The organism is Streptomyces sp. NPDC048604, assembly GCF_043199435.1.
Lineage (GTDB): Bacteria > Actinomycetota > Actinomycetes > Streptomycetales > Streptomycetaceae > Streptomyces.
Window position 1 is genome coordinate 565,516 of record NZ_JBICVX010000001.1, and the last position, 26,890, is coordinate 592,405.

Sequence of the window (26,890 nt, forward strand, 5' to 3'; positions counted from 1 at the left end):
ACCGGACGACGGGGCGGTCACCACCACCCCAACGGGAGTGAAGACGTGGAGCGACGCAGTTTCCTGCGCGGAGCGGTCATCGGCACCTCGGCGGCGGCCTTCGGCGGCACGCTGATGCGCGGCGCGGCCTATGCGGCCCCGGCCCAGCCCGGCCCCGGCCCCTACGGGGCCCTCGGCGCGGCGGACGCCAACGGCATCCAGCTGCCCGGCGGATTCACCAGCCGGGTCATCGCCCGGTCCGGCCAGACGGTGAGCGGCACCTCGTACACCTGGCACAGCGCGCCCGACGGCGGCGCCTGTTTCGCGGACGGCACCGGCTGGATCTATGTGTCGAACTCGGAGATAAACCCGTCCGGCGGCGCGAGCGCGGTGAGGTTCAACTCCGCGGGCCAGACCACCGGCGCGTACCGCATCCTGTCCAACACCCGTCAGAACTGCGCGGGCGGCAAGACCCCGTGGAACACCTGGCTGTCCTGCGAGGAGGTCAGCCTCGGGTACGTCTACGAGACCGACCCGTACGGCGTGAACGCGGCCGTCCGCCGCTCGGCCATGGGCCGGTTCAAGCACGAGGCGGCGGCCGCCGACCCGGTCCGCCAGGTGATCTACCTGACCGAGGACGAGAGCAGCGGCTGCTTCTACCGCTTCATCCCCACCACCTGGGGCAACCTGTCCTCCGGCACGCTGCAGGTGATGGTGGCCGGCACCGGCACCTCCGGCTCCTTCACCTGGCAGAACGTGCCGGACCCGGACGGCTCCCCGACGGCCACCCGCAGCCAGGTCTCCGGTGCGAAGAAGTTCAACGGCGGCGAGGGCTGCCACTACGCCAACGACACCGTCTGGTTCACCACCAAGGGCGACAACCGCCTGTGGCAGCTGAACCTGGCGTCCGGCACGTACGAACTCGCCTACGACGACTCGCTCGTGGTCGGCGGCGGCGCCCCGCTGACCGGCGTGGACAACGTCACCGGCTCGTCCTCCGGCGACCTGTTCATCGCCGAGGACGGCGGCAACATGGAGATCTGCATCATCACCCCGGACGACGTCGTCGCGCCGTTCCTGCGGATCAACGGCCAGTCCAGCTCCGAGATCACCGGCCCGGCGTTCTCGCCCGACGGTACGCGGCTCTACTTCTCCAGCCAGCGCGGCACCTCGGGCAGCTCCTCCGGCGGCATCACCTACGAGGTGACCGGCCCGTTCCGCGCGTAGCACACCGCGCCCCGCACGGCGTCGCCCAACAGGGCGGCGCCCAGCGGGGTCAGGGTGTGCAGCACCGCGTTGCCGTGCCGGAGGGTGGAGACCAGGCCGGCCTCGCGGAGCACCCCGGCATGCTGGCTCGCCGAGGCGAGGGACACGCCCGCCCGGCGGGCCAGTTCGCTGGTGGTGCTGCCGTCGCCGACGGCGCGCAGCACCTCGGAGCGGGTCTGCCCGACGAGCTTGGCCAGGGACGTGCCGCCCGGCCGGCTCACCGCCGGCGACTCGCTGTGGGTGACCGGGTAGACCAGCACCGGCGGCAGCAGCGGGTCGCGCAGCACGACCGCGGTGCCGCGACAGAAGTACGAGGGCTGGAGCAGCAGTCCGCGGCCGTCGAGGTGGACGTCCCGGTCGGCCGGGTAGTCGGCCTCCAGGACGGGCGCGCGCCAGCGCAGCATCGGCGGGAGCGTGGCGAGGAGTTCGTCGGCGCCGCCGTCGAGCACGGCCCGGCCGCGGACGGCCCGGTCGGCGTCGACCCGGGCCTGCACCCGGGGCCAGTACGGCGCGATGGCGGCCCGGTGGTAGCCGCGCAGCGCGTCCACGAGACGGCCCAGGGATTCGGGGCGGCCCTCGGCGAGGCCGGCGAGGGCGCCGGGCAGCGAGCCGTCGGTGCGCCCGGTGCGGGTGGCGGCGAGCAGCCCCAGTTCCCCGCGGATCCTCGTGGCGGGCGTGGCGCGGAGCGCCTGGAGGCCCTCGTCGAGGCCGTGGACGCCCTCCGAGGGCGTCAGGAAGTCGGGAAAATACCCGCGTCCGGGGACCAGCGCGGCCAGGAGTCGTGTTTCATTGTTCAACCGCTTCCGGGTGGTCGTCCGCCATTCCCGGTAGACCGTGGAGCCGCGCCGGTCTCTCAATCGGTGAAAGCTGAGAATGGTTTCCCACAGAACGTCCGGCCGGGCGGCCATCCGTACCCCGGCGAGATCGTCCCCGGTGAAATGAATACGCAGCATGGAACCCACCCCTGTGCACTCGCAATCGCCCCCCGCGACGAGTATGCATGCCATCACAGGACGTTACCAGGGCCTTTAAGCCACAGTTGAAACGCATCGCGGCGGAGCGGCCGGAAACGAAAGGCTGTGCGGTGTCGGGCAGGAAACCTTCAGGACCGAGGTGGCGCGGCGAGGACCGTGGGGGGCTTCGCGCGTCCGGCGGCGGTCGATGAAGGTTGCGGCTCACTTGCCCGGCACGGGTAATGGGCGCGGCCCCCGGGTGGGGATCCAGGGGCCGCGCCCCGCCCTCCCTTTGCGGGACGAATGGCGGAAACCCATCAAAGCCTTCCGGCTCCGGCGCTACTCCGGGGTTCAACAGGTCAGAATTCAAACGGCCGTGACCGAACACGAGCCGACATTTCCGCAACGGGAGAAAAAAGGACGGGGCGGACACCTCCGCACAAGGTGTCCGCCCGTCTCTCCTGCTGACCGGAGCCGCCGCCCATCGGCTTGAGGGTCGGGGACGAGCGACGGCTCCGGGGTCTTCTGCTACTGAATGGCCGATCAGCGGCTGTCGGAGCCGGCCGAGCCGGCCGCCGCACGGCCCGCCTCCAGGCGCGCCACCGGGATCCGGAACGGCGAGCAGGAGACGTAGTCCAGGCCCACCTCGTGGAAGAAGTGCACCGACTCCGGGTCGCCGCCGTGCTCGCCGCAGACGCCGAGCTTGATGTCCGGGCGGGTCGCCCGGCCGGCCTCGACCGCGGAGCGGACCAGGGCGCCCACGCCGTCCTTGTCGATGGTCTCGAACGGGCTGACGCCGAAGATGCCCTTCTCCAGGTACGCGGTGAAGAAGCTGGCCTCCACGTCGTCCCGGGAGAAGCCCCACACAGTCTGGGTGAGGTCGTTGGTGCCGAAGGAGAAGAACTCGGCGGCCTCGGCGATCTGACCGGCGGTCACGGCGGCGCGCGGCAGCTCGATCATGGTGCCGAGCGCGAGCTTCAGCTCGACGCCGGTCTGCGCCGAGACCTCGGCGATGACCTGCTCGGCGTCCTCGCGGACGATCTCCAGCTCCTGGACGGTGCCGACCAGCGGGATCATGATCTCGGCGCGCGGGTCGCCCTTGGCGTCGATGCGCTGGGCGGCGGCCTCGGCGATCGCCCGGACCTGCATGGTGAACAGGCCGGGGATGACCAGGCCGAGACGGACACCGCGCAGACCCAGCATCGGGTTCTGCTCGTGCAGCCGGTGCACGGCCTGGAGCAGGCGCAGGTCGTTCTCGTGCGGCTCCTTGCGGGCCTCGGCGAGCGCGACGCGCACCGACAGCTCGGTGATGTCGGGCAGGAACTCGTGCAGCGGCGGGTCGAGCAGCCGGACCGTGACGGGCAGGCCGTCCATGGCCTCGAAGAGCTCGACGAAGTCCTTCTTCTGCAGCGGCAGCAGGGCGTCCAGCGCCTCGGAGCGGTCCTCGTCGGTGTCGGCGAGGATCAGCTTCTCGACCATCTCGCGGCGCTCGCCGAGGAACATGTGCTCGGTGCGGCACAGACCGATGCCCTGGGCGCCGAAGCGGCGGGCACGGGCGGCGTCCTCGGCGTTGTCGGCGTTGGCGCGCACCCGCAGGCGGCGTACCCGGTCCGCGTACGCCATGATCCGGTGCACGGCCTGGACCAGCTCGTCGGCGTCGTCGGCGCCGGCGTGCATACGGCCCTCGAAGTACTCGACGACCGGGGACGGCACGACGGGCACCTCGCCGACGTACACCTTGCCGGTGGAACCGTCGATGGAGACGACGTCGCCCTCCTCGATCACCACGCCGGAGGCGGTGGTCATCCGGCGGCGCTTGGTGTCGACCTCGAGCTCCTCGGCGCCGCAGACACAGGTCTTGCCCATGCCGCGGGCGACGACGGCGGCGTGCGAGGTCTTGCCGCCGCGCGAGGTCAGGATGCCCTCGGCGGCGATCATGCCGTCCAGGTCGTCCGGGTTGGTCTCACGGCGGATCAGGATGACCTTCTCGCCGGAGCGCGACCACTTGACGGCCGTGTACGAGTCGAAGACGGCCTTGCCGACCGCCGCGCCCGGGGAGGCGGCGATGCCGCGGCCGATCTGCTCGACCTTCGCGTCCTCGTCGAACCGCGGGAACATCAGCTGGGCGAGCTGCGCGCCGGTGACGCGCTGCAGCGCCTCGGCGTCGTCGATCAGGCCCTGGTCCACGAGCTGGGTGGCGATGCGGAACGCGGCGCCGGCGGTGCGCTTGCCGACCCGGGTCTGCAGCATCCACAGCTGGCCGCGCTCGATGGTGAACTCGATGTCGCACAGGTCCTTGTAGTGCGTCTCGAGGGTCTCCATGATCTGCATCAGCTGGTCGTACGACTTCTTGTCGATCGACTCCAGCTCCGCGAGCGGCACGGTGTTGCGGATACCGGCGACGACGTCCTCGCCCTGCGCGTTCTGCAGGTAGTCGCCGTAGACGCCCTGGTGGCCGGAGGCGGGGTCGCGGGTGAAGGCGACGCCGGTGCCGGAGTCCGGGCCGAGGTTGCCGAAGACCATGGAGCAGACGTTGACCGCGGTGCCCAGGTCGCCCGGGATGCGCTCCTGGCGGCGGTACAGCTTCGCCCGGTCGGTGTTCCAGGAGTTGAAGACCGCCTCGATGGCGAGATCCATCTGCTCGCGCGGGTCCTGCGGGAAGTCGCGGCCCGTCGCGTCCTTGACGATCTTCTTGAAGTGCTCGACGACCTTCTTCAGGTCGGCGGCGTCCAGGTCGGTGTCGCTGGAGACCTGCTTGGCCTCCTTGGCCTCTTCGAGGGCCTCCTCGAAGTGCTCGCCGTCGACGCCGAGGACGGTCTTGCCGAACATCTGGATCAGGCGGCGGTACGAGTCCCAGGCGAACCGCTCGTTGTCGGCCTGGGCGGCCAGACCTGCGACGGAGGCGTCGGAGAGGCCGATGTTGAGGACGGTGTCCATCATGCCGGGCATGGAGAACTTGGCGCCGGAACGCACCGAGACGAGGAGCGGGTTGTCGGCCTGGCCGAGCTTCTTGCCCATCTGCTGCTCGAGGGCGTCGAGGTGCGCGCTGACCTCGTCGCGGAGCTCGGCCGGCTCGGCGCCGGACTCGAGGTAGACCTTGCAGGCCTCGGTGGTGATCGTGAAGCCGGGAGGAACCGGGAGGCCGAGGTTGGTCATCTCGGCCAGGTTCGCGCCCTTGCCGCCGAGCAGGTCCTTCAGGTCCCTGTTGCCCTCGGTGAAGTCGTACACGAACTTCTGATCTTTGTTTTCCGACACGGGTCTCGACTCCTCGAGGACTCGGTGGCTGCCCTGACGGCGAGGAACATACCCAGATCGAAGGCGTCTGGGTACGTACGCCTGCCCGTCATGAGGCCTTAACCACCCGTCCGCCACCAGATCGAATGTTTCCGGCGAGTAGCCGACTACTTCAACCGTCGAAGGCCGCTTGACCCGATAGAGAGAATAGACGCTCATACGAGCGGCATTCAGAGCACTTGCGTTCAACTCTTGAACACAAAGGGGTGGCACTGAGTGCCACCCCTTTTGGGAAGTGCAGTCATCCGAAACTGCTCATCTGAGCGCAACCCTGATCAGGGGTGGCGAGAATCACGCCCTCGGAACGAGCTGTTTCTCGCCATCCGGACCGGATTTCTCAGCCTCCGGAGGTGTCCAGCTCGGCGTCCGCGCTCACCATGGCGGAGCAGTCGTACGGGTCCTTCAGCCAGCCGTCGGGCAGGACCACGCGGTTGTTGCCCGAGGTGCGGCCGCGCGGGCCGTCGGCTCCGGCCGGCCACGACTGGTCCAGGTCCAGCTCGCTCAACTGAGCGCTCAGCTCGTCCAGGGACGAGGTGATCGCGAGCCGCTTGCGCATCTCGGAACCGACCGAGAAGCCCTTGAGGTACCACGCGACATGCTTGCGGAAGTCGATGACACCCCGTGTCTCGTCGCCGATCCATTCGCCGAGCAGCGTGGCGTGCCGCACCATCACGTCGGCGACCGTGCGCAGCCCCGGCGTCGCGTACGCGCCGATGGGGGTCTCCCCTGCTCGAGCGAAGCCGAGAGCTTGGGGGACCTCGAAGCCCGCCACCAGGTCGCCGAACAGCCACGGGCGGCCCAGGCAGCCGCGGCCCACCACCACGCCGTCGCAGCCGGTCTCGCGCATCATGCGCAGGGCGTCGTCGGCGGACCAGATGTCGCCGTTGCCGAGCACGGGGATCTCCGGGACGTGCTCCTTGAGCCGGGCGATGGCGTCCCAGTCCGCGGTGCCGCCGTAGTGCTGTGCGGCCGTGCGGCCGTGCAGCGCGATGGCGGTGACGCCCTCCTCGACGGCGATCCGGCCGGCGTCCAGATACGTGATGTGGTCGTCGTCGATGCCCTTGCGCATCTTCATGGTGACCGGCAGGTCGCCGGCGTTGCCGACGGCCTCGTTGAGGATGGCGCGCAGCAGCGGCCGCTTGAACGGGAGCGCGGAGCCGCCGCCCTTGCGGGTCACCTTGGGGACCGGGCAGCCGAAGTTCAGGTCGATGTGGTCGGCGAGGTCCTCGTCGACGATCATCCGCACGGCCTTGCCGACGGTGACCGGGTCGACGCCGTACAGCTGGATGGACCGCGGCTTCTCGGTCTCGTCGAAGTGGATCAGCTGCATGGTCTTCTCGTTGCGCTCGACCAGCGCCCGCGTCGTGATCATCTCGCTGACGAACAGCCCCTTGCCGCCGGAGAACTCCCGGCAGAGGGTGCGGAACGGGGCATTGGTGATGCCGGCCATCGGGGCGAGCACCACCGGGGGCTGCACGATGTGCGGCCCGATGGCGAGGGGAGAGAACGCGGTCATCCAGCCATTGTCACCCATCCGCCGTACGGTCCGGGGGCCCCGGAGCCGAAGGCGGGACGGCCGGGACGCACGCGGGCCCCGGGACGCACCCGGGCCCGGACGCACGCGGGCCCCGGGACGGTGAGCGACCCGGGGCCCTGTCGTGAAGATCCGGCGCGGCTAGAAGGCGTCGCCGCCCTGCGCGGAGGAGGCGTCGCCGCCCTGCGCGCGCTCGCGCATCTTCTTCAGCAGCTCCTGCTTCTGGTCCGCGGCCGCCTTGCGGTCGGCGCCGCGGCCCTGACCGGCGCCGTGCTGGTCGGTACGGGACAGCTTCTTGCGCTGTCCGCCGACGCCGAGGAGGTTGTTCCGGCCCTTGGACATGGGTTCTCCCATCGGTGGGACGTGGATCGGGTCGTGTCCGGCGTCGGGCGGGCTCGTGGCCCGCCGCGCTCTCACTCGTAGATCTGGAAGAACGAATGCATGCCGAGGACGCTACCCGGCACGGACGACCCGGACACTCGATTTTCCCGAACGAGTGACAAACATTGAAATCTGTCATCCGTCATGCCATAGTCGTTTCATGGACACCACGAACGCACTCCCCACCCGCAAGCTCGGCGCCACCGGCCCCGAGGTCTCCGTCCTCGGTCTCGGCTGCATGGGCATGTCCGCGCTGTACGGCGAGGCCGACCGCGCGGAGTCGATCGCGACCATCCACGCGGCGCTGGACGCCGGCGTGACGCTGCTCGACACCGGCGACTTCTACGGGATGGGGCACAACGAGCTCCTGATCAACGAGGCCCTGCGCACCGCGCCCGCCGGGGCGCGGGAGAAGGCGCTGACGAGCGTGAAGTTCGGCGCGCTGCGCACGGTCGAGGGCGGCTTCACCGGGTACGACGGCCGTCCGGCCGCGGTGAAGAACTTCGCGGCGTACTCGCTGCAGCGCCTCGGCCTGGACCACATCGACGTCTACCGGATCGCCCGCGTCGACCCGGACGTGCCGGTCGAGGAGACGGTCGGGGCGATCGCCGAGCTGGTCGAGGCCGGCCATGTGCGGCACATCGGTCTCTCCGAGGTCGGTGCGGACACCCTGCGCCGTGCGGCGGCCGTCGCCCCGATCGCCGACCTTCAGATCGAGTACTCGCTGATATCCCGCGGCATCGAGGAGCGGATCCTGCCGGCCGCCCGCGAGCTGGGCATAGGCATCACGGCGTACGGGGTGCTCTCCCGCGGGCTGATCAGCGGCCACTTCAGCGGCGACCGCGCGCTCGCGCCGGGCGACTTCCGCGGGATGAGCCCCCGCTTCCAGGGGGAGAACCTGCGGCACAACCTCGGCCTGGTGGAGCGGCTGCGGGCGGTGGCCGGGCGCAAGGGCGCCACGGTGGCGCAGACCGCGATCGCCTGGGTGCTCGCCCAGGGCGGGCTGCGCGGCGTCGACCTCGTCCCGCTGGTCGGCGCGCGTCGGCGGGACCGGCTGGCGGAGGCGCTGGGCGCGCTGGACGTGACGCTGGACGCGGCGGACCTGGCGGCGATCGAGGAGGCCGTGCCGGCAGGGGCGGCGGCCGGGGAGCGCTACCCGGAGGCCCAGATGGCGCACCTGGACAGCGAGCACTGACCGCGTGCACTGACAGGTACTGTCATTCCATGGCCAGCACCGAGACCCTGACGGCAGAGCGCATCCTGGAAGCCACCGAGGAGGTGCTGCGCCGGTACGGCCCCGCCAAGGCGACCGTCGTGGACGTGGCCCGGGCGCTCGGCGTGAGCCACGGCAGCGTCTACCGCCACTTCCGTACGAAGGCGGCCCTGCGCGAGGCGGTGACGGAGCGGTGGCTGTCGCGTACGGAGATCATGCTCGCGGAGCTGACCGGCGCGCAGGGGCGGCCGGCGCCGGAGAAGCTGCGGGAGTGGTTCGCGGCCCTCTTCGAGGCCAAGCGGCACAAGGCGGGCGACGACCCGGAGCTGTTCGCGACGTACAGCGTGCTGATCGACGAGAACAGCGGGGTGGTGGACCGGCATCTGGAGGTGCTGGTCGGGCAGGTCCGCACGGTGGTCGAGGAGGGCGTGCGGGACGGCGAGTTCACCGCCCCCGAGCCGGAGGCCACGGCCCGCGCGCTGTTCAGCGCGACCGCCCACTTCCACGATCCGGCGTACGCGCCGGAGTGGCGCAGGCCCACGGTCGACGCGGACTTCGACGCGGTGGTCGCCCTGCTGCTGCGCGGTCTGCGCGCCTGAGCCCGCCCCGCGGCCCGGGGCCCCACGGGAAAGCCCCCGGTTCCGAGGTGCGGAACCGGGGGCTTTCCTTGCGGCCTTGCCGCCTCGCGGCGCGGGGGTGTCAGCAGCCGATGAGGCGGCTGGCGAGGTAGCCCTGGATCTGGTCCAGGGAGACGCGCTCCTGCTTCATGCTGTCGCGCTCGCGCACGGTCACCGCATTGTCCTCGAGGGTGTCGAAGTCGACGGTGATGCAGTACGGGGTGCCGATCTCGTCCTGGCGGCGGTAGCGACGGCCGATGGCGCCCGCGTCGTCGAACTCGATGTTCCAGTTCTGCCGCAGGTCCGCCGCGAGGCCCTTGGCCTTCGGCGAGAGGTCCGCGTTGCGGGACAGCGGCAGGACGGCGACCTTGACCGGGGCCAGGCGGTGGTCGAGGCGCAGCACGACGCGCTTCTCCATGACGCCCTTGGCGTTGGGGGCCTCGTCCTCGGTGTACGCGTCGAGCAGGAAGGCCAGCATGGTGCGGCCGACACCGGCCGCCGGCTCGATGACGAACGGCGTGTAGCGCTCGCCCTCCTGCTCCAGGTAGGTCAGGTTGGCGCCCGAGGCCTCGGCGTGGGCCTTCAGGTCGTAGTCGGTGCGGTTGGCGACGCCCTCCAGCTCGCCCCACTCGTTGCCGCCGAACTGGAAGCGGTACTCGATGTCGGCGGTGCGCTTCGAGTAGTGGGAGAGCTTCTCCTTCGGGTGCTCGAACCAGCGCATGTTCTCCTCACGGAGACCCAGGCCGGTGTACCAGTTCCAGCGCTGCTCCATCCAGTACTCGTGCCACTGCTCGTCCTCGCCCGGCTTGACGAAGAACTCCATCTCCATCTGCTCGAACTCGCGGGTGCGGAAGATGAAGTTGCCCGGAGTGATCTCGTTCCGGAAGGACTTGCCCGTCTGCGCGATGCCGAACGGGAGCTTCTTGCGCGCGGTGGTCTGCACCTGCGCGAAGTTGGTGAAGATGCCCTGGGCGGTCTCGGGACGCAGGTAGGCGACGGAGCCGGAGTCCTGGGTCGGGCCGAGGTGCGTGGAGAGCAGGCCGGAGAACTGCTTCGGCTCGGTGAAGGTGCCCTTGTTGCCGCAGTTGGGGCAGTTGAGGTCGACGAGGCCGTTCGCGGGGAGGCGGCCGTGCTTCTCCTCGTACGCCTCCTCCAGGTGGTCGGCGCGGTAACGCTTGTGGCAGGAGGTGCACTCGGTCAGCGGGTCCGTGAAGGTGGCGACGTGACCGGAGGCCTCCCAGACCTCGGTGGCCAGGATGACGGACGAGTCGATGCCGACGACGTCCTCGCGCGAGGTGACCATGTAGCGCCACCACTGACGCTTGATGTTCTCCTTGAGCTCGACACCCAGCGGCCCGTAGTCCCAGGCGGCGCGCTGACCGCCGTAGATCTCGCTGCAGGGGTAGACGAAGCCACGGCGCTTGCTCAGGCTGACGATGGTGTCGATCTTGTCGGCGGCCACGGTGCTCTCTTCACTACAAGGTGGGCGGGCGAATGCCTCAGGGTAGCGGCGGGCGCACCCCCTGGATCAAATCGGAGGGGGGTCCGAGGGGGCCGGGATGTGCTCAGCAGCTTTGTTGACAATCGTTTCCAGATTTGTTGAAAATGAGTGTCATGAACGTACGCCGCCTCATACCGTCCACCGCCCTCGCCGGAGCCGTCGCCCTCGGCCTCGTCTCCCTCACCGCCTGCGGCGGCACCTCAGACGCCGCCGACAAGGGCAGCGACGGCAAGCTGGACGTGGTGGCGTCGTTCTACCCCATGCAGTTCCTGGCCGAGCGCATAGGCGGCGGCCATGTCTCCGTCCAGAGCCTCACCAAGCCGGGCGTCGAGCCGCACGACCTGGAGCTCAAGCCCCGCCAGATCGGCGAGCTCTCCGACGCCGACGTCGTCCTCTTCCTCAAGGGCGTGCAGCCCGCCGTCGACGAGGCCATCGCACAGGCCGGTGTGAAGCACAGCGTCGACGCGGCGAGCCTCACGAAGCTGGAAGACCACGGCACCTCCGTCGGCCACGACCACGGCGGCGAGCACGAGGGCGAGTCCGCGGGCCACGAGGGCGAGTCCGCGGAAGAGCACGCCGAGCACGAGGGCGGCAAGGAAGGCCACGCGGACGAGCACGGCGACGGCCACGGCTCCGAGGCCGGCGGCGACCCCCACATCTGGCTCGACCCGGTGAAGTACGCCGAGGTCGCCCAGGGCGTCGGCGCGGTCCTGAAGAAGGCCGACCCGGACAACGCCGCCGACTACCAGAAGAACACCGACGCGCTGGTGAAGCAGCTCGGCGAGCTGGACACCGCCTTCGCGCAGGGCCTGAAGAACACCACCACCAAGACCTTCATCACCACCCACTCCGCCTTCGGCTACCTCGCCGAGCGCTACCACCTCGACCAGGAGGGCATCAAGGGCCTCGACCCCGAGTCCGAGCCCAGCCCCGCCCGGATCAAGGAACTCCAAGACAAGGCGCGGAAGGAGAAGGCCACCACTGTCTTCTTCGAGACCCTCGCCAGCGACAGGACCGCCAAGACCCTCGCGAAGGACACCGGCCTGAAGACCGACGTCCTGGACCCGCTGGAGGGCATCACGGACCGCTCGAAGGGCGACGACTACTTCGAGGTCATGCAGGCCAACCTCGCCGCCCTGAAGACGGCCCTCGGCGCGAAGTGAGAGCAGCCATGAGCACCCAGAGCCCCCAGGCCCCCGTCATATCCGTCCGCGGCGCCACAGCCGCCCTGGGCGCCCGGCCCGTCCTGCGCGGTGTCGACCTCACCGTCGGCCGCGGCGAGGTCGTCGCCCTGCTCGGCGCCAACGGCTCCGGCAAGTCGACCGCCGTCCGTTCCGTCATCGGCCAGGTCCCGCTGACCGGCGGCTCCGTCGAGCTGTTCGGCACCGAGCTGAGGAAGTTCCGCGACTGGGCCCGCGTCGGCTACGTGCCGCAGCGCACCACCGCCGCCGGCGGCGTCCCCGCCACCGTCCGCGAGGTCGTCGCCTCCGGCCGGCTCTCCCGCCGCAGGTTCGGCTTCTTCGGCAGGGCCGACAGGGCCGCCGTCGAGCACGCCATCGCCCTCGTGGGCCTCGCCGACCGCGCCAGGGACTCCGTCTCCGCCCTCTCCGGCGGCCAGCACCAGCGCGTGCTCATCGCCCGCGCCCTGGCCTCCGAGCCGGAGCTGCTGATCATGGACGAGCCGATGGCCGGCGTCGACCTGGCCAGCCAGGAGGTCCTCGCCGACACGCTGCGCGAGCAGGTCGCCCGCGGCGCGTCCGTCCTCCTCGTGCTGCACGAACTCGGACCCCTGGAGCCCCTGATCGACCGCGCCGTCGTCCTGCGCGACGGGTGCGTCGTGCACGACGGGCCGCCCCCGCGGGCCGTCGGCCAGCACGCCCTGCCCGGCCACGACCACGTCCACCCCCACGCGGCCGACGAGCCGCTCCGCACCGGACTGCTGAGCTGATCATGGAATTCCTCGAGCCCGCATTCATGCAGCGAGCGCTGCTCGCGGCCGTCCTCGTCGGCATCACCGCCCCCGCCGTCGGCATCTTCCTCGTCCAGCGCCGCCAGGCGCTCATGGGCGACGGCATCGGCCATGTCGCCATGACCGGCGTCGGCCTCGGCTTCCTGATGTCGACCAGTCCGGTGTGGACGGCCACGCTGGTCGCCATCGCGGGCGCCGTCGTCATGGAGCTGATCCGGGCGTACGGCCGCACCCGCGGCGACATCGCCCTGTCCCTGCTCTTCTACGGCGGCATGGCCGGCGGCGTCGTCCTGATCGACCTCGCCGACGGCTCCAACGCCAACCTGCTCTCGTACCTGTTCGGCTCGCTGTCGACGGTCTCCGAGGAGGACGTCACCGCCATCGCGGTGCTCGCCGCCCTCGTCGTCCTGGTCACCGTGGGCCTGCGCCGGCAGCTCTTCGCGGTCAGCCAGGACGAGGAGTTCGCCCGCGTCACCGGCCTGCCGGTGCGCTTCCTGAACCTGCTGATCGCGGTCACCGCCGCCGTCACCGTCACCGTGGCCATGCGGGTCGTCGGCCTGCTCCTGGTCAGCGCCCTGATGGTGGTCCCGGTCGCCGCCGCCCAGCAGCTGTCCCGGTCCTTCCGCGCGACGTTCGTGATCGCCGTCCTGATCGGCACCACCGTCACCCTCGCCGGCACGGTCACCACGTACTACCAGGACGTGTCCCCCGGCGCGACGATCGTGCTGTACGCGATCGGGGCCTTCGTCGTCACCACGGCGCTCGCCGCCCCGCTGGCCCGGCGCCGGGCCAGGGCCGCCGCCGCGGCCGCCGCGGCGTGCGATGCGGCCCTGCCGGGCACGCGGAGGCCCACGGACGACGTCACGGTCTAGCCGCCTGGCAGAATGGCAGCGTCATTCGACTTGTGAGGAGGCGCCTGTGGCGACGGCTGGACCCCCCGTCCGCGGCCGGTCGACCCGGCAGCGGGCCGCTGTGTCGGCGGCGCTGAACGAGGTGGACGAGTTCCGCAGCGCGCAGGAGCTGCACGACATGCTCAAACACCGCGGCGACTCGGTGGGGCTGACCACGGTCTACCGCACGCTCCAGTCGCTGGCCGAGGCCGGCGAGGTGGACGTGCTGCGCACCAGCGACGGCGAGTCCGTCTACCGTCGCTGCTCGTCCGACGAGCACCACCACCACCTGGTCTGCCGCGTCTGCGGCAAGGCCGTCGAGGTGGAGGGCCCGGCGGTGGAGCAGTGGGCGGAGACGATCGCGGCCCAGCACGGGTACGTGAACGTGGCGCACACGGTGGAGATCTTCGGCACCTGCGCGGAGTGCGCGCAGAAGTAGCGCGCAACGGCATACGAAAGGGCCCGCACCGGCAATCGTCCGGTGCGGGCCCCTTCGTATGCGTCGCCTTCGTGCGCGCCGTCAGAGGCGGGTGATGGTCCGGTCCAGCAGCTCCCGCAGCCGGTCGACGTCACCGGGGTCGGCGAACCCGCGCTTGGGCAGCGCGGCGACGCCCACACCCGCCTTGTCGGCGGACAGCAGCACGAACTGGGTGGCCGTCTCCGCGTACCGGGGGATCATCTGCCAGCGGCTCGCGACCTCGCTGTCCCGCGTGGTCCAGCGGACGCCGTCCTCGTCCACCCGGGCCCGGAACTCGCCCTGCCGCCCGACCAGCCCGTACACCTGCCGGGCGGAGAGCCGCACGGTCAGCCACGGCAGGAGGGCGGTGAGCAGCCCGAGCCCCGCCATCAGCACCACGAACCCCAGGTCCGTCTCCTCCCCCGGCCCGAACAGCTCCAGCAGCACGACCAGGCCCGCCAGCACGGTGGCGACCGGCAGCACCCGGCGCAGCCACTTGAACGAGCCGTGCCTCATCTGGACCCGTACGGCGTCGGCGCAGTCCTCGCACGTCGGCGTGTACACCAGCTCCATCGTCATCCCCCCTCGTCCCCCGTCCCCCCGTGTCAGCGCTTGTCGAGGACGGCCATGTCCGCCGGGTCCACTCCGCCGAAGCGCCGGTCACGGGACGCGTACTCGACGCAGGCCCGCCACAGGTCGCGCCGGTCGAAGTCCGGCCAGAGCACGTCCTGGAAGATCATCTCGGCGTAGCTGCTCTGCCAGATCAGATAGTTCGAGGTGCGCTGCTCGCCGCTGGGCCGCAGGAACAGGTCCACGTCCGGCATGTCCGGGTAGTACAGGTACTTCTGGAAGGTCTTCTCGTTGACCTTCCCCGGGTCGAGCCGGCCGGCGGCGACGTCCTCGGCGATCTTCTTCGCCGCGTCCGCGACCTCGGCCCGCCCGCCGTAGTTGACGCAGAAGTACAGCGTCATGGCGTCGTTGTTCTTGGTCTGCTCCTGCGCGACCTGGAGCTCCTGGACGACCGACTTCCACATCTTCGGCATCCGGCCGACCCAGCGGATCCGGATGCCGAGCTCGTCCATCTCGTCGCGGCGGCGGCGGATCACGTCCCGGTTGAAGTTCATCAGGAAGCGCACCTCCTCGGGCGAGCGCTTCCAGTTCTCGGTCGAGAACGCGTAGAGGGAGAGGTTCTTCACGCCGATCTCCAGGCAGCCCTTGAGCACGTCGAGCACGACGCCCTCGCCGACCTTGTGCCCCTCGGTGCGCGGCAGCCCGCGCTCCTTCGCCCAGCGCCCGTTGCCGTCCATCACGCAGGCCACGTGGTTCGGGACCAGCTCGCCGGGGAGCTTCGGCGGGCGAGCGCCGGACGGGTGCGGCTCGGGGATCTTGTACTCCCGGCGCTGCCGTCCGAGGATGCCGCGTCGTGCGATGGCCATGACGTTGGATCTCCTAGCTTTTCTCTACGTACCGCAGGGAACGCAGGCCGCGCTCCAGGTGCCAGTGCAGATAGGCGGACACGAGCCCGCTGCCCTCCCTGACGTGACGCGGCTCGCACGCGTCCGCCGTCGCCCAGTCGCCGGTGAGCAGCGCGCCGAGCAGGCCGATGGCCTCCGCAGAGGGTACGACGCTGCCCGGCACCTTGCAGTCGCCGCAGACCACGCCGCCCGCCGCGACCGAGAAGAACCGGTTCGGTCCGTGGATCCCGCATTTCGCGCAGTCGCCGAAACTGGGCGCGTAGCCGTTGACCGCGAGGGAGCGCAGCAGGAACGCGTCGAGGACGAGATGCGGCGCGTGCTCGCCGTTCGCGAGCGTCCGCAGCCCGCCGACGAGCAGCAGGTACTGCTGGACCGCCGGCTCGCCCTCGTTCTCGGTGAACCGCTCGGCGGTCTCCAGCATGGCCGTGCCCGCGGTGTAGCGGGCGTAGTCGGTGACGATCCCGCTGCCGTACGCCGCGATGGTCTCGCTCTGCGTGCAGAGCGGCAGCCCGCGGCCGATCAGATCGCTGCCGCGGGCGAAGAACTGCACGTCCACGTGCGAGAACGGCTCCAGTCGGGCCCCGAACTTCGACTTCGTCCGCCGCACCCCACGCGCGACGGCGCGTACGCGCCCGTGACCGCGCGTGAGGAGGGTGATGATGCGGTCCGCTTCACCCAGCTTCTGGGTGCGCAGCACGATGCCGTCGTCGCGGAACAGACTCATGGCGCCATTGTCCCGTACGGCCGCGGCTGCCCGGACCGTCCCCACCGCACTGGTTCGGCCCTTCCGGAAGGCGGCGAGCGGTACGGTACGAAGGCCAGCCCCATCCGCACCGGAGGCCTCTGTGAGTGCGCAGCCCGACGGCCCGTACGGACCGTTGATCCCCTTCCCCGAGCTCACCCCCGACGCCCTGCGTGCCGCGGTGGCCCGGATCGCACCCAGCCGAGTCCCCGCTCTCACGCAGCACCTCTTCGAGGCGACGACGAACGCGCAGCAGACGCAGAGTCTCGCTCCCCTGCGCGCCTTCGTGCACTCGTGGGCGGTGTTCGTGGCGATCGAGCGGATCCCTCAGCGAGCAGCGCGGCTGCGGGAGCTGGAACGGATCGTGGACGCGGGCGACGTGGACCCCAGGGATGCGATCGACGAGATCCGCCGGATCCGGGAGACCGCGGAAGCCGAGGCCGGACTGTGACCGACTGGCCCTGGGACTACAACCCGAACCAGGAGTACGTCACAAGCGGCCTGCCGGTCGGCGTCGTCGCGGAGGTGGAACGCCTCGCCACCGAACTGGCTGCCCTCGGCGACAAGGCGACCCGAGTCGGCCGCCCCATCGACCGCGAAGCCGGGCTTCGCGAGTTCGACATCATCGGCGGGCGCGGCTTCATCAGCTTCCTGGCTGTGCCGCGCCACACGTGCGTCTACGTCTGCAACGTCACCTGGTACGGCTGAGCCGACCTCACGGCACCTCGCCCCTGCTGCGTGCGTTCACATGCGCGGTCGCGGCCCGCAGCCGCTCGGCGGCCGTCGCGGCGCGTACGCCCTCCGGCTCCACGTCCCACTCCCGACCGCCTCCCAGCGGCCGCAGCTGGAGGTACGGCCCCACATGCCCCATGACCGTCCCGACCCGTCCCGTACGGATCTCGACGACGTACGCCCCGATGGGCAGGCTCATCCTCACCGACCTCCTTCCTCCGGCAGCACGGCGGCCAGCCGCCGGGCCGTCTCCACCGTGCAGCGCCCCAATTCGACCAGCGACCCCGAGTACGCGGCGGCGAGGAACAGGGCGTCCACCCCGAGGGACGGCAGCACGATTCCGTTGCGCTCCAGTGCCGCGCGCAATTCCTCGATCACCTCCTTCGCCTCGACGACGGCCTCCGACGATCGCTTCTTGCTCTGTTCCTGCACCGGGGGTCCCTTTCCGAATCCATTTCCCGCTTTCCGCATCCAGCGTGGGAGCGGTTCCGTAGAATTGGCAGACTCACGGTCGCTACAAGTAACGCGTAGGGCAGGGGAGTTAATCCATGGCCAGAGGGTCGCGGCAGGACGCGTGGGAGTTCTTCGGTGCGGAGCTGAAGCGACGCCGGGAGGTCGCGGGGGTGACGCAGGGCGAACTGGGCAGACGCGTGTTCGTTTCCGGCGGCTACATCGGCCAGTTCGAGCAGGCGATTCGGAAACCGCAGTTGGATGTGGCCCAGCGGATCGACGAGGTACTGCAAACCGACGGTTTTTTCGAGCGGCTGTGCCGGAAGCTCATCGACAAGTCGCCATACGCGTCGTATTTTGCGGCGGCCGCCGAACTGGAGCGGGTCACGACCGAGATGTGCGAGTTCGCCCCCACCCTGGTCCCCGGCGTCCTTCAGACCGAGTCGTACGCACGGGCCATCATGCGGGCCAGCAACCCGTTCACGCCGGAAGAGTCCATCGACGCGAAGGTCAGCGCCCGCTTGGAGCGGGCCGAGATCCTCAAAGGTCCTTCACGACCCCCACTTTGGGTCGTCATGCACGAGACCGTGCTGCGCACCCCGGCTGGCGGCCCGGCCGTCATGGCTGAGCAACTAGAGCACCTCACAGCCGCCATGACTGACCGGAAGGCGCTGGTCCAGGTAATCCCGTTCGCAGCGGGCGCATACCCGGAGATGTCCAGCACCCTGAAGCTCATGTGGTTCAGCGACGCGCCGCCAACGGCCTATACAGAGGCCTGGTATTCAGGCGTTCTCCTAGACGATCCGTCGATGGTCAGGCGAGCCACCGCCTCCTACGATCTGATGCGGGCCACCGCGCTGTCGCCGGAGGCGTCCCGTGACCTCATCGAGTCGACCGCTAAGGACTTCAGACAATGCACCACTACGACCTGAGCAACGCCGCCTGGTTCAAGAGCTCCTACAGCGACGGCCACGGGGGCAACTGCATCGAGGTCGCTGCCGGCGTCGACCACGTCGTCCCCGTCCGGGACTCCAAGGTCCCCGACGGCGACGTCCTCCTCATCGCCCCCGCCGCCTGGGCGGCGTTCGTCGTGGGGGTCAGGAGGGGCTGACGATCAGGCCGACCGTCGCCAGCGTGCCCGCCACGAAGGACACGAGGGCCATCTTCTTGGCGAATCGGACCGAGCCCTCGCGGAAGCGGCGCTCCCTGCGGACCGTCGCCTTCGTCCCCATGTGCACGCGCTTGGTGTTCTGCGGGTCGTAGACCAGCGGGTACAGGTCGCCGACGACGTGCGCGGGGCCCATCGACACGCCGGTCGCGTGCCGGGCGGTCCCGGTCGCCGTCTCGAACTCGTAGATCACGCTTCCGGTGCCGGACGTGTTGATCGGCGTCAGGCTCAGCAGGCGTGCCTGGACCTCGACGCCGGACTCGTTCAGGTCCGTCATCTTCTTGAGTTCGCCCCGCTCACCGGCCATCAGCCCCAGGCCGAAGAGGCAGGCCGGCACGGACGCGATGATGAAACAGACGAGTACCACAATCACCAGAGTCACAGCCGGACCGTACGACACCACACGCCCCGACCGAAACCCCCACACCCCCTTCACCAGCGAGGACGTCGCGCCTTACGATCTCGCGCATGTCGATCACTTCGCCCATACCGGTCCTCCAAGGCGACCGCGGCTCCGAACTCCGCTCCGACGGAGCGGAGTTGCTGCTGCGTCGCCCGGACGACGAGCTGCGCATCCCGTACGCGGCGATCGCGCGCGTCCGTGCCGAGAGGCGGGCCGTCACGGTGGAGTTGACGGCTCCGGTGGGCGCCGAGCCGACGACGTACCGGATCGAGGACGTGAGCGCGGCCGCGGCCGCGGTGTTCGCGGACGCGGTCAACGGCGCGCTGCCCGAACGGGACGGCGACGAGCCGACGGTGGACGGTTCCGCGCTGGTCGTCACGCGGAGTCTGAACCCCGTCGACGACGAGGAGGAGGACGAAGGAGGACGCGGAATTCCCGCTCCCGTCAAATGGACTTGGTACAGCGTCGTCGTCGCGGTCGCGGTCCTCGCCGTGGTCGTGGGGCTCCTCGACAAGAACTGGGCCCGTGGCATCGCGACCCTGCTGCTCGGCGAACTCGGCGTGGGAGCCACGTTCCTCGCCTGGATGGGGCTGACGTCGACCTGGGACGAGTGGTACCTGCCCCGCTACGGCATCACCGTGGACTCGACGCAGGTCTACCGGAACGGCACGACCACCAACGCCTACACCACCACCGACGGCGTGACCCGCCATGTCGGCGGCAGCGACAACGGCAGGCCCGTCCGGGTCGCCTACCATCCGCGGAAGCCTGAGACCGCCGTCCTCCGCAAGAGGTGGGGCCAACTGGCGGGCTCGCTGGCCCTGCTCCTCTTCTTCGCCGCCGTCGCGGGGCTCATCGACTACGGGACGTACCTGCTCGCGCTCCCCGCCTTCGCGCGCTGACCGTCAGGGGCTGACGATCATCCCCACCGTCGCCAGCGCGCCGGCCGCGAAGCCGAGGAGCGCCATCCGCCGTGCGTTGCGCACGTAGCCCCGGCGGCGCTTGAGCTCCCTGCGGACCGCGACCTTCGTCCCCAGGTGCGCGCGCTTGGTGTTCTGCGGGTCGAAGACCAGCGGGTACCGCTCGCCGACCACGTGGGCGGGGCCCACGCTCGCCCCCTTGTTGAGCCGGCCGGAGCCTTCAGGGGACTCCCACGCATAGGTGACGCTCGCGTATCCGTCCTTGCCGAACGGCGCCAGGCCCACCAGCTCCGCCCGTACCTCGACGCCGGTCTCGTACAGCTCCGTCATCTTCTTGAGCTCGGACCCCTCACCGCTCATCAGCATCAGGCCGAAGATGCAGAAGGCCGCGGACGCGAGGACGGCAAGGAGGAGCACTGTCATCACCAGGTTCACAGGCGGACGGTACGACACCACCGGTCCCACGCGAAACCCCCACATCCCCTTCACCGGCGGGGACTTCGCGCCTTACGATCACGCGCATGTCGATCTCTTCGTCCGTCCCCGTGCTCCGGGGCGACCAGGGCGCCGAACTCAGTTCCGTCGGCGAGGAGCTGCTGCTGCGGCGTCCGGAAGCCGAGCTGCGCATACCGCTCGCCGCGATCGCGCGCGTCCACGCCGAACGGCGCGACCTCGCGGTGGAGCTGACCGCTCCGGCCGGAGTCGAGCCGACGGTGTACCGCGTCACCGATGTCAGCGCGGCGGCCGCCGGCGTCTTCGCCGACGCGGTGAACGCCGCTCTGCCCGAACGTGCCCCGGCCGAGGAGACGGTCGACGGCTCCACGCTCGTCGTGACCCGGAGCCTGGTCATCGACGACGAGGAGGACGCGGACGAGAACACCGTACGGGTCGGGCTGCCGTCCCACGGCGTGTGGCTCATGTATGCCGGCTTCGCCGCCGCCGCGGTCCTGGGCGTCGTCGTCGGGCTGATCGACGGGGACTGGGGCCGGGCCATCGCGACGCTGATGCTGGGGGCGGCGGGCGTGCGGGTCACCCACTTCGCCGCGATGATGGCGACGATGGTGTGGCGGGAGTGGTACCTGCCCCGCTACGGCATCACCATGCACGGGCGGCAGGTCTTCCGGGAGGACGACGGCGACACCGCCCACGCCTTCACGGCCACCGACGGCGTGACCCGCCACATCCTCGGCCACAACAAGGGCAGGACCGTCCGGATCGCCTACCATCCGCGGAACCCCTCCTACGCCATCGTGTGCTCCGGGACGGGCGACCGGGTGCTCACGGTGGTCGTGTTCCTGTTCACCGCCGGCGTCGCGTGGCTCATGGACTACGGGACGTACGCGCTCGTACTCCCCGCCTTCTAGGCTGAAGCGCCAGCCACCCAAGGCTCACCTATGGACCTCATAAGTTCAGCTTATGAGGTCATAGACCGGGGGCGGGTACCCAACCATTTGGCGGAGTAATTAGGGTGACCTAAGTGTCGGTGATCTCTCCGGCACGTCGTTTTGCGAAGGGAACCTGACATGCCCCGCCCTCTCCGGGTCGCGATCGTCGGTGCCGGCCCCGCCGGCATCTACGCCGCCGACGCGCTGCTGAAGTCCGAGGCCGCCAGTGAGCCGGGCGTGTCCATCGACATCTTCGAGCGGATGCCGGCCCCCTTCGGTCTGATCCGGTACGGCGTCGCCCCCGACCACCCCCGCATCAAGGGCATCATCACCGCCCTGCACCAGGTGCTCGACAAGCCGCAGGTGCGGCTCTTCGGCAACGTGAACTACGGCACCGACGTCCACCTCGACGACCTGCGCTCCTTCTACGACGCGGTGATCTTCTCCACCGGCGCCATGTTCGACCGCGAGCTGAAGATCCCCGGCGTCGAGCTCGACGGCTCCCTGGGCGCCGCCGACTTCGCCTCCTGGTACGACGGCCACCCGGACGTCCCGCGCACCTGGGACCTCTCGGCCGAGAAGGTCGCCGTCCTCGGCGTCGGCAACGTGGCCCTCGACATCGCCCGGATCCTCGCGAAGACCGCGGACGAGCTGCTGCCCACCGAGATCCCGGCCAACGTCCACGACGGCCTGAAGGCCAACAAGGCCGTGGAGATCCACGTGTTCGGCCGCCGCGGCCCGGCGCAGGCGAAGTTCTCCCCGATGGAGCTGCGCGAGCTGGACCACTCCCCCAACATCGAGGTCATCGTCAACCCCGAGGACATCGACTACGACGAGGGCTCGATCGCCGAGCGGCGCAAGAACAAGCAGACCGACATGGTCGCCAAGACCCTGGAGAACTGGGCGATCCGCGACATCGGCGACCGCCCGCACAAGCTCTTCCTGCACTTCTTCGAGTCCCCCGTCGAGATCCTCGGCGAGGACGGCAAGGTCGTCGGTCTGCGCACCGAGCGCACCGAATTGGACGGCACCGGCAACGTCAAGGGCACGGGGCAGACCACCGACTGGGACGTCCAGGCCGTCTACCGCGCCGTCGGCTACCTCTCCGACGAGCTGCCCAAGCTCCCCTGGGACACCGCCACCGGCACCGTCCCCGACGAGGGCGGCCGTGTCATGCAGGACAACGGCGAGCACCTGGCGTCCACGTACGTCACCGGCTGGATCCGCCGCGGCCCGGTCGGCCTCATCGGCCACACCAAGGGCGACGCCAACGAGACCGTGGCGAACCTGCTCGACGACCACGCCAACGGCCGGCTGCTCGCGCCCGCCACGCCGGAGGCGGACGCGGTCGTCGCGTTCCTGGCCGAGAAGGGCCTCACGTACACCACGTGGGAGGGCTGGTACGCCCTGGACGCCGCCGAGAAGGCGCTGGGCGAGCCGCAGGGCCGCGAGCGCGTGAAGATCGTCGAGCGCGAGGACATGCTCCGCGCCAGCAACGCCGTCACGCCGGAGTAGGCAGCCCCGTCGTACCGGGCGCGACCAGGCCCGACTCGTAGGCGATCACCACGAGTTGGGCCCGGTCGCGGGCCCCGACCTTGCCCATGATCCGGCTGACGTGGGTCTTCGCGGTGAGCGGGCTCAGGCCCAGCGCCTCCGCGATCTCCGTGTTGTTCAGGCCCCGGGCGACCAGGCCGAGGACCTGGCGCTCGCGGTCCGACAGGTGCTGGAGGCCGCCCGCCCGCGGCGGACCGGCCGGGACCGCCAGGACACGGGAGATCAGCCGGGCCGTCGGGCCCGGCGACAGCAGGGAGTCCCCCGCCGCCACCGTGCGGATCGCGTCCAGCAGCTCCGCCGGGCGGATGTCCTTCACCACGAAGCCCGACGCGCCCGCCCGCAGCGCCGCCACCACGTGCTCGTCGGTGTCGTACGTGGTCAGGACCAGGACCTTCACCCCGGCGAGGTCGTCGTCGGCGGCGATCAGCCGGGTCGCCTCGATACCGTCGAGGTCGGGCATCCGGACGTCCATGACGACCAGGTCCGCGCGGGCCGAACGCGCCAGCTCCACCGCCTCCCGGCCGGTGCCCGCCTGCCCCACGACCTCCATGTCGGACGCGGAGTCGACGAGCATCGCGAACGACGCCCGGACCAGCGTCTGGTCGTCGGCGAGCAGCACGCGGATCACGCCATCACTTCCCTCGTGTCGAGCGGCAGGAACGCCGTGACCTCGAAGCCCCCGCCGGTGCGCGGGCCCGCGCTCAGTGTGCCGCCCACGCTGCGGGCCCGCTCCCGCATCCCGACGATTCCGTACCCCGATCCGCTCGTCCCGCCCGATCCGCTCGTCCCGCCCGGTCCGTCGCCGTCGTCGGTGACCCGCACCCGCAGCGTCCGCGTGCCGTCGTCCAGTCCCACCTCCACCCGTACCGCCGCCTGAGGCCCTCCGTGCCGTACGGCGTTCGTCAGCGACTCCTGCACGATCCGGTACGCGGCCGCGCCGACCGCCGCCGGCACCTTCGCGTCCCCGGTCCGCACCGACAGCTCCGCCTTCGCCGACCGGACGAGGTCGGGCAGCCCCGTCAGGTCGGGCAGCGGCCCCTCCTGGAGCGCCGGACCGTCGGCGCGCAGCACGTCCAGGGTCGTCCGGACCTCGGCGCGGGCGTCCCGGCAGGTGTCCGCGATGCCGTCGAGGGCTTTCGCCAGGGCCTCCCGGTCGAGCCGGTCGGGGTCGGCGACCAGGACATGCGCGGCGACGGAGGTCTGCACGCCGATCAGGGTGATGGTGTGGGCGAGCAGGTCGTGCAGGTCGCGGGCGATCCGCAACCGCTCCTCCGCGACCCTGCGTTCGCTCTCCCGCTCGGCCTTCTCCACCACGCTCTCCACGAGTTGGCGGTAGAGCCTGATGCTCGCGCCGAACACCAGCATCGCGATCACCCAGCCGGAGACCCGCACGACCTCGCCGACCTCGTGCGGGTTGGTGAACACCTGGATGGTGAGCGTGACGGAGGTGACCAGCGAGCCGACGAGGAGCGTGCGCCGCGGCCGGCCTGTCGCGGCGACCGTGTACAGCGCGGTCATCGAGGCCGGGATCGGCGCCAGGTGCATGTAGTCGAGCGCGTGGTACGGCGCGACCAGCGCGATCACGGCCAGCATCACCGCCAGCGGCCGCTTGCGGCGCCAGGCCAGGGGGACGTGCACGGCGAGCAGCAGCGCCCAGCCGAGGGCGTCGGGCCGCCGGCCGTCGTCGACGGTCAGCGCCAGCACGGTCGCGACGACGGCGAAGCCGGCGGCGAGCGTGGCGTCGCACCGCACCGGGTACGGCGCGGCCTGCGGGTCACGGGTGAAGGCTGCGGCGAGGTCCACGGGCTCCATCCTCCTTGCGGGCGGGGGCTGTCGACAGCCCCCGCCCGTCCCCTGGGCGTCAGACCCCGGCGGGCGTGCGGTCGGATTCCCGCTCGGCGGCGGCGGCCGGGCGCCGGGACAGCGGGCCGGGCCACCACACCTTCCGGTTCAGCAGCACGCTCGCCCCGGTCACGAGGTAGGTGCGGACGAGGAAGGTGTCGAGCAGGACGCCGATCGCGATCACGAGGCCCAGCTCGGCCAGCTGCACCATCGGCATGTTCACCAGGACGGCGAAGGTCGCGGCGAGGACGAGTCCGGCCGAGGCGATCACCCCGCCCGTGGTACGCAGCGCGGTCAGCGCCGCGGCCCGCGGTTCTACACCCTCCAGGCACTCCTCGCGCATCCGGTGCATCAGGAAGATCCCGTAGTCGACGCCGAGGGCGACGAGGAACACGAAGGAGAGCAGCGGCAGTCCCGCATCGGTGCCCTCGAAGCCGAGGAGCGGCTCGAAGACCAGCCCGCCGATACCGAGGGCCGCGCCCCAGACGGCGACCACCGCGACGACCAGCACGAGCGGGGCGACCAGGCTGCGCAGCAACAGGATCAGGACGAGCAGCACCGAGCCGAGGACCAGCGGGATGACGACCTTCTGGTCGCGGGTGCTGGTCTCGGACAGGTCGAGCTGCTCGGCGCTCGGCCCGCCGACGTACCCGGTGTCCCCGAGGTCGGCCCGCAGGTCCTTGATGGTGGCGGTCTCGCCGGCGGTCTGCGGCGCGGACTTGGCGAGGACGGAGATCTCCGTCCAGCCGCCGCCGCTGCGCCCGCGTGCGGCGTCCAGCACCCCGTCGGCGGCGCGGGCCGTGCGCAGCGCCTCGTCCGCGTCGGAGGTCCGGGCGATGACGGTGATCGGCTGCGTGCCCTGTTCCGGGAACGCGGCGGCCAGGGTCTCCATCGCGGCGATGGACTCGGGCGTGGAGGTGAAGGAGTCCTGCTGCTTCAGGGCGCCGGGCATGTTGAGCGTGCCGAGCGCCAGCGCCGCGAGCGCGGCGGCGCCGGTGACCAGGACCGCGACGGGGCGGCGGCCTGCGGAGCCGCCCATCGCGGCGAACAGCGAGCGGCGCGGGGCCTTGGGCTCGGTGCCGTACGCGGGGACCAGCGGCCAGAACACCCGGCGGCCGAGGACCACGAGGAGTGCGGGCAGCAGGGTCGTCATGGCGACCAGCGCGCACAGCACGCCGACGGCGGCCGTCGGGCCCATGCCCCGGCTGCTGTTCATGTCGGCGGCGAGCAGGCAGAGCATGCCGACGGTGACGGTGCCCGCGGAGGCCAGGACGGCCGGTCCGCAGCCGCGCAGGGCGGTGGCCATGGCGTCGTACGGGCGGGGCGTGCGGCGCAGTTCCTCGCGGTAGCGGGAGACGAGCAGCAGCGCGTAGTCGGTGCCGGCGCCGAAGACCAGGATCGTCATCACGCCGGTGCTCTGGCCGGAGACGGAGATGTCGAAGCCCTGGTGGAGGGCGTAGGTGACGGCCATCGAGAGGAAGTCGGCGACACCCGCGACGACCAGCGGCACCAGCCACAGGAAGGGGCTGCGGTAGATCAGCACGAGCAGGATCGCGACGACCGCGACGGTCGTGTACAGCAGCGGCCCGTCGAGGGAGTCGTACACCTCGCCGGCATCGGTGGCGAGCGCCCCGGGGCCGCCGACCTCGGCGGTGACGGTCTCCCGGACGTCGTTCACGAACGCGTCGCGGGCCTTCTCGTCGGCGCCGGGCTCGGTGCTGGACACCGCGTACATCAGGGTCGTGCCGTCCTTGGAGGGCACCGGCCGCGGGGCCGCGGTCAGCGGGTGCCCGGCGGCGACTTCGGCGACCTCGCGGGCGGCCGTGGCCTTGTCGGCGGGGTTGAGCCCGCCGTCGCGGTGGTAGACGAGGACGAGGTCGGTGGACTCGCCTCCGGGCAGTTGCTCGGCGATCTGCGCGACCTGGGTTGAGTCGGCGCTCGCGGGCAGATAGTCCACGGCCCGGTCCTTCTGCACGTCGCCGAGCTTGCCGGCGAACGGTGCGGCGAGCGCGATCACGATCACCCACAGGGCCAGCACGCCCCAGGGGACGGCGCGCCGCCCTCTGCGTTCCTCGATCATCCTGTTCGGGGCCCCCATCACGGCCCTCCCTCCGCGTCGTCCGGTACGTCGCTCCCAGACTCGCGGCGGGAACCCACGGATTCGT

Annotated in this window: 29 protein-coding genes; 14 read left to right on the forward strand and 15 right to left on the reverse strand. The window is 70.8% G+C overall.

Annotated elements, in window-relative coordinates; translation table 11 throughout:
• The first annotated feature begins 45 nt into the window (after window positions 1-45).
• Window positions 46-1,206, forward strand: a complete 1,161-nt coding sequence (locus tag ACGFMM_RS02745; RefSeq protein WP_393642438.1) for an alkaline phosphatase PhoX — start codon at window positions 46-48, stop codon at window positions 1,204-1,206.
• Here ACGFMM_RS02745 and ACGFMM_RS02750 read toward each other — a convergent pair.
• The 4 genes from ACGFMM_RS02750 to ACGFMM_RS02765 all read right to left on the reverse strand — a co-directional run bounded on the left by ACGFMM_RS02750 (window position 1,176) and on the right by ACGFMM_RS02765 (window position 7,368).
• Window positions 1,176-2,198 carry an ArsR/SmtB family transcription factor gene (locus tag ACGFMM_RS02750; RefSeq protein WP_393642439.1) on the reverse strand — a complete coding sequence of 341 codons (1,023 nt, stop codon included), beginning with the start codon at window positions 2,196-2,198 and terminating at the stop codon, window positions 1,176-1,178. The two genes, ACGFMM_RS02745 and ACGFMM_RS02750, sit on opposite strands and share 31 nt — an antisense overlap.
• Before the next feature lie 543 nt (window positions 2,199-2,741).
• A complete protein-coding gene (gene ppdK / locus ACGFMM_RS02755; RefSeq protein ID WP_393642441.1) occupies window positions 2,742-5,453 on the reverse strand; it encodes a pyruvate, phosphate dikinase in 2,712 nt (903 codons plus the stop codon).
• A 376-nt stretch (window positions 5,454-5,829) separates the two neighbouring features.
• Window positions 5,830-7,008 carry a tRNA dihydrouridine synthase DusB gene (gene dusB / locus ACGFMM_RS02760; protein ID WP_393642443.1) on the reverse strand — a complete coding sequence of 393 codons (1,179 nt, stop codon included), beginning with the start codon at window positions 7,006-7,008 and terminating at the stop codon, window positions 5,830-5,832.
• A 159-nt stretch (window positions 7,009-7,167) separates the two neighbouring features.
• Entirely contained in the window at window positions 7,168-7,368 is a 201-nt protein-coding gene (locus ACGFMM_RS02765) for a DUF6243 family protein (RefSeq protein ID WP_393642445.1), read from the reverse strand.
• Window positions 7,369-7,567: 199 nt separating this feature from the next.
• Here ACGFMM_RS02765 and ACGFMM_RS02770 point away from each other — a divergent pair, with 199 nt between their 5' ends.
• Both ACGFMM_RS02770 and ACGFMM_RS02775 read left to right on the forward strand, forming a co-directional pair.
• Window positions 7,568-8,602, forward strand: coding sequence for an aldo/keto reductase (locus tag ACGFMM_RS02770; protein WP_393642446.1), 1,035 nt, complete (start codon window positions 7,568-7,570; stop codon window positions 8,600-8,602).
• 29 nt (window positions 8,603-8,631) lie between these two features.
• Window positions 8,632-9,219, forward strand: a complete 588-nt coding sequence (locus ACGFMM_RS02775) for a TetR family transcriptional regulator (RefSeq protein ID WP_393642448.1) — start codon at window positions 8,632-8,634, stop codon at window positions 9,217-9,219.
• Window positions 9,220-9,319: 100 nt separating this feature from the next.
• Here the strand turns inward: ACGFMM_RS02775 and ACGFMM_RS02780 are convergent, their stop codons facing one another.
• Complete coding sequence (locus ACGFMM_RS02780) at window positions 9,320-10,699, reverse strand: glycine--tRNA ligase (RefSeq protein WP_393642450.1); 1,380 nt, start codon at window positions 10,697-10,699, stop codon at window positions 9,320-9,322.
• Window positions 10,700-10,851: 152 nt separating this feature from the next.
• On the opposite strand from ACGFMM_RS02780, the gene ACGFMM_RS02785 reads away from it, so the two are divergent.
• From ACGFMM_RS02785 to ACGFMM_RS02800, 4 genes are read left to right on the forward strand one after another with little or no spacing between them, the layout of a single operon-like run.
• Window positions 10,852-11,901, forward strand: a complete 1,050-nt coding sequence (locus ACGFMM_RS02785) for a metal ABC transporter solute-binding protein, Zn/Mn family (RefSeq protein WP_393642452.1) — start codon at window positions 10,852-10,854, stop codon at window positions 11,899-11,901.
• Window positions 11,902-11,909: 8 nt separating this feature from the next.
• A complete protein-coding gene (locus tag ACGFMM_RS02790) occupies window positions 11,910-12,686 on the forward strand; it encodes a metal ABC transporter ATP-binding protein (RefSeq protein WP_393642453.1) in 777 nt (258 codons plus the stop codon).
• Window positions 12,687-12,688: 2 nt separating this feature from the next.
• Window positions 12,689-13,579, forward strand: coding sequence for a metal ABC transporter permease (locus ACGFMM_RS02795; RefSeq protein WP_393642455.1), 891 nt, complete (start codon window positions 12,689-12,691; stop codon window positions 13,577-13,579).
• A 46-nt stretch (window positions 13,580-13,625) separates the two neighbouring features.
• Window positions 13,626-14,036, forward strand: coding sequence for a Fur family transcriptional regulator (locus ACGFMM_RS02800; RefSeq protein ID WP_393642457.1), 411 nt, complete (start codon window positions 13,626-13,628; stop codon window positions 14,034-14,036).
• 81 nt (window positions 14,037-14,117) lie between these two features.
• Here ACGFMM_RS02800 and ACGFMM_RS02805 read toward each other — a convergent pair whose 3' ends face one another.
• The 3 genes from ACGFMM_RS02805 to recO are packed head-to-tail and all read right to left on the reverse strand — an operon-like array spanning window position 14,118 to window position 16,253.
• Window positions 14,118-14,633, reverse strand: a complete 516-nt coding sequence (locus tag ACGFMM_RS02805; protein WP_393642459.1) for a YcxB family protein — start codon at window positions 14,631-14,633, stop codon at window positions 14,118-14,120.
• 26 nt (window positions 14,634-14,659) lie between these two features.
• On the reverse strand, window positions 14,660-15,484 hold the full coding sequence (locus ACGFMM_RS02810) for an isoprenyl transferase (protein ID WP_393642800.1): 825 nt from the start codon (window positions 15,482-15,484) through the stop codon (window positions 14,660-14,662).
• A 19-nt stretch (window positions 15,485-15,503) separates the two neighbouring features.
• Window positions 15,504-16,253, reverse strand: a complete 750-nt coding sequence (gene recO, locus ACGFMM_RS02815; RefSeq protein ID WP_393642461.1) for a DNA repair protein RecO — start codon at window positions 16,251-16,253, stop codon at window positions 15,504-15,506.
• Window positions 16,254-16,374: 121 nt separating this feature from the next.
• Here recO and ACGFMM_RS02820 point away from each other — a divergent pair, with 121 nt between their 5' ends.
• Both ACGFMM_RS02820 and ACGFMM_RS02825 read left to right on the forward strand, forming a co-directional pair.
• Window positions 16,375-16,722: a DUF6247 family protein gene (locus ACGFMM_RS02820; RefSeq protein WP_393642463.1), complete on the forward strand. Its 348-nt coding sequence runs from the start codon at window positions 16,375-16,377 to the stop codon at window positions 16,720-16,722.
• Window positions 16,719-16,979 (forward strand): hypothetical protein, encoded by a 261-nt coding sequence (locus ACGFMM_RS02825; protein WP_393642465.1) that lies wholly within the window; start codon window positions 16,719-16,721, stop codon window positions 16,977-16,979. The genes ACGFMM_RS02820 and ACGFMM_RS02825 overlap by 4 nt, the downstream gene beginning before the upstream one ends.
• A 7-nt stretch (window positions 16,980-16,986) precedes the next feature.
• On the opposite strand, the gene ACGFMM_RS02830 is transcribed toward ACGFMM_RS02825, so the two are convergent.
• Both ACGFMM_RS02830 and ACGFMM_RS02835 read right to left on the reverse strand, forming a co-directional pair.
• Entirely contained in the window at window positions 16,987-17,202 is a 216-nt protein-coding gene (locus tag ACGFMM_RS02830) for a hypothetical protein (protein ID WP_393642466.1), read from the reverse strand.
• A gap of 2 nt (window positions 17,203-17,204) precedes the next feature.
• Window positions 17,205-17,435: a hypothetical protein gene (locus ACGFMM_RS02835; RefSeq protein ID WP_393642467.1), complete on the reverse strand. Its 231-nt coding sequence runs from the start codon at window positions 17,433-17,435 to the stop codon at window positions 17,205-17,207.
• Window positions 17,436-17,551: 116 nt separating this feature from the next.
• Here ACGFMM_RS02835 and ACGFMM_RS02840 point away from each other — a divergent pair, with 116 nt between their 5' ends.
• Complete coding sequence (locus ACGFMM_RS02840; RefSeq protein ID WP_393642469.1) at window positions 17,552-18,385, forward strand: helix-turn-helix domain-containing protein; 834 nt, start codon at window positions 17,552-17,554, stop codon at window positions 18,383-18,385.
• Window positions 18,367-18,564, forward strand: coding sequence for a DUF397 domain-containing protein (locus tag ACGFMM_RS02845; RefSeq protein ID WP_393642471.1), 198 nt, complete (start codon window positions 18,367-18,369; stop codon window positions 18,562-18,564). Before ACGFMM_RS02840 ends, ACGFMM_RS02845 begins: the two co-directional genes overlap by 19 nt.
• On the opposite strand, the gene ACGFMM_RS02850 is transcribed toward ACGFMM_RS02845, so the two are convergent.
• Window positions 18,551-19,003 carry a DUF3592 domain-containing protein gene (locus ACGFMM_RS02850; protein WP_393642473.1) on the reverse strand — a complete coding sequence of 151 codons (453 nt, stop codon included), beginning with the start codon at window positions 19,001-19,003 and terminating at the stop codon, window positions 18,551-18,553. The genes ACGFMM_RS02845 and ACGFMM_RS02850 overlap by 14 nt on opposite strands.
• An 86-nt stretch (window positions 19,004-19,089) precedes the next feature.
• On the opposite strand from ACGFMM_RS02850, the gene ACGFMM_RS02855 reads away from it, so the two are divergent.
• Window positions 19,090-19,926, forward strand: coding sequence for a hypothetical protein (locus ACGFMM_RS02855; protein ID WP_393642475.1), 837 nt, complete (start codon window positions 19,090-19,092; stop codon window positions 19,924-19,926).
• Between the two features lie 3 nt (window positions 19,927-19,929).
• Here ACGFMM_RS02855 and ACGFMM_RS02860 read toward each other — a convergent pair whose 3' ends face one another.
• Window positions 19,930-20,379, reverse strand: a complete 450-nt coding sequence (locus ACGFMM_RS02860; RefSeq protein ID WP_393642477.1) for a DUF3592 domain-containing protein — start codon at window positions 20,377-20,379, stop codon at window positions 19,930-19,932.
• A gap of 86 nt (window positions 20,380-20,465) precedes the next feature.
• On the opposite strand from ACGFMM_RS02860, the gene ACGFMM_RS02865 reads away from it, so the two are divergent.
• Both ACGFMM_RS02865 and ACGFMM_RS02870 read left to right on the forward strand, forming a co-directional pair.
• A complete protein-coding gene (locus ACGFMM_RS02865; RefSeq protein ID WP_393642479.1) occupies window positions 20,466-21,308 on the forward strand; it encodes a hypothetical protein in 843 nt (280 codons plus the stop codon).
• 159 nt (window positions 21,309-21,467) lie between these two features.
• Window positions 21,468-22,844, forward strand: a complete 1,377-nt coding sequence (locus ACGFMM_RS02870) for an FAD-dependent oxidoreductase (RefSeq protein WP_393642480.1) — start codon at window positions 21,468-21,470, stop codon at window positions 22,842-22,844.
• On the opposite strand, the gene ACGFMM_RS02875 is transcribed toward ACGFMM_RS02870, so the two are convergent.
• From ACGFMM_RS02875 to ACGFMM_RS02885, 3 genes are read right to left on the reverse strand one after another with little or no spacing between them, the layout of a single operon-like run.
• Window positions 22,831-23,511 carry a response regulator gene (locus tag ACGFMM_RS02875; RefSeq protein ID WP_393642481.1) on the reverse strand — a complete coding sequence of 227 codons (681 nt, stop codon included), beginning with the start codon at window positions 23,509-23,511 and terminating at the stop codon, window positions 22,831-22,833. The genes ACGFMM_RS02870 and ACGFMM_RS02875 overlap by 14 nt on opposite strands.
• Window positions 23,508-24,695 (reverse strand): sensor histidine kinase, encoded by a 1,188-nt coding sequence (locus tag ACGFMM_RS02880; RefSeq protein WP_393642482.1) that lies wholly within the window; start codon window positions 24,693-24,695, stop codon window positions 23,508-23,510. The genes ACGFMM_RS02875 and ACGFMM_RS02880 overlap by 4 nt, the downstream gene beginning before the upstream one ends.
• 49 nt (window positions 24,696-24,744) lie before the next feature.
• The gene (locus tag ACGFMM_RS02885) at window positions 24,745-26,823 is read right to left on the reverse strand and encodes an MMPL family transporter (RefSeq protein WP_393642484.1); all 2,079 of its coding nucleotides are present in this window, start codon (window positions 26,821-26,823) and stop codon (window positions 24,745-24,747) included.
• Window positions 26,824-26,890 lie beyond the last annotated feature (67 nt).